The organism is Haladaptatus sp., assembly GCF_049589095.1.
GTDB lineage: Archaea > Halobacteriota > Halobacteria > Halobacteriales > Haladaptataceae > Haladaptatus.
The window spans coordinates 1-1,653 of record NZ_JBAWAC010000313.1; the positions used below are offsets into that span (position 1 = coordinate 1).

General features: G+C 65.1%; 1 protein-coding gene and 1 pseudogene. Both read left to right on the forward strand.

Annotation, left to right across the window (positions count from 1 at the left end; all coding sequences use genetic code 11):
- On the forward strand, nucleotides 1-708 hold a 708-nt coding region (locus WBV42_RS10115), incomplete at its 5' end, for an NAD(P)/FAD-dependent oxidoreductase (RefSeq protein WP_423985922.1).
- Nucleotides 709-776: 68 nt separating this feature from the next.
- Nucleotides 777-1,653, forward strand: a pseudogene (locus tag WBV42_RS10120) (S9 family peptidase); the annotation flags it as partial.

Consider the following 1,653-nt stretch of genomic DNA (forward strand, 5'->3'; position numbering starts at 1 on the left):
TTGGCGCTTCAAGCGTTCGCCACCCGCGCCCGTGAGGCCGGAGTGGACATCCGCACCGGCGTCGAGGTGACGGATGTGCTGCGAGACGGGGATGGCGTTACGGGCGTCGAAACGACCAACGAACCCATCGACGCGGACTTCGTGGTCAACGCGGCCGGACCGTGGGCGGGCAAAGTCGCGGCGATGGCGGGCCTCGACCTTCCCATCTCCCCCGAGCGTCGTCAAATCGCGGTCGTCGATCCCGAAACGCCCATCCCTGAGTCAGTCCCGTTGACCATCGACCTCGATACGGGGTCGTACTTCCGACCGGAGCGCGAAGGTGCCGCCCTCGTCGGCGGCCATTTCGGTGGGGACACGACGGTGGACCCGAACGCTTACGACCACTCGTCCGACCTCGATTGGACGATAGATGCGGTCGAGAAGGCGGCGGAGTTGGCGACGTACTTCGGTCCTGATTCCCGAATCCGCCGGGGATGGGCGGGCCTGTACGCCGTCACGCCGGATCACCACCCGATAATCGAGGAGACGATTCCGGGCTTCGTGAACGCCGTCGGCTTTTCGGGCCACGGGTTCCAGCACGCACCCGCGACCGGTCAACTCGTGACGGAACTCGTCCTCGACGGGGAGGCGTCACTCGTCGACATCTCGGGTCTCGACTCCGCCCGATTCGCGGACGGTCGGACCGTCGACGAGCGAAACGTGGCGTGATCCTGGCAGTGAACCGTTCGATTTGCTGGTGAACATACAACTATACGGCTCCCGTGGAACCTTCATCCATGACGGAGACGTTCGAAATCGACGATTATTACGACCTGACGTTGGTGAGCGACCTCGCGCTCTCCCCGGACGGTTCCCGCATCGCGTTCGTCGCGGACGAGTTCGACCGGACGGCGGACGACCGACGAACCTCGCTGTTCGTCGTTCCGGCGGACGGGGGAGAGGACCCGTATCGACTCTCGCGGGCTTCCGATGCCGGGGGACCGAAATGGTCGCCCGACGGATCGAAACTCGCGTTCCTCGCCGCCCGCGACGAGGACGTTTCTCTCGTCGTGGAGGCAGGAGCGGGCGATGAAGACGGGGACGGGGAAGACCGGAAAGAGGCGAACGATGAGGACGACGAACCCAAACCGCAGGTCTGGGTGTTCGACATGGTTCGGGGTGGCGACGCACGGCAGGTAACCGACCGCGACGAGGGTGTCGACGGGTTCGACTGGGGACCGGACGGCGAGCGACTCGTCATCTCGTCGCGCGACCCGACCGAGGACGAGGATGCCTATCTCTCGGAGCTCCGGGATGGCGGTCCCGTCGAGACCGAGCGACTGCAACACCGATTCGACGGCAAGGGGTTTCTGGACGAAGTGACGACCTACCTGTTCGTAGTCGACCTCGAAACGAGAGAAACCCGCCGCCTCGACGATGCCTACGGCGGCGGGGCGTACGAACCCATGTTCGGACTCCAACCCGCGTGGGGACCGGATGGAATCGCGTTCCTTTCGGACCGTTCGGAGCGGCCGGACGATTCGAACACGATGGACGTGTACACCATCGACCCCGACGGGAGCGACTGCCGGAAGGTCACCGACTCCGACCTCACGGCCAATTCGCCTCGCTGGTCGCCCGACGGGTCGAAACTCGCGTTCGTCGGTGCACATC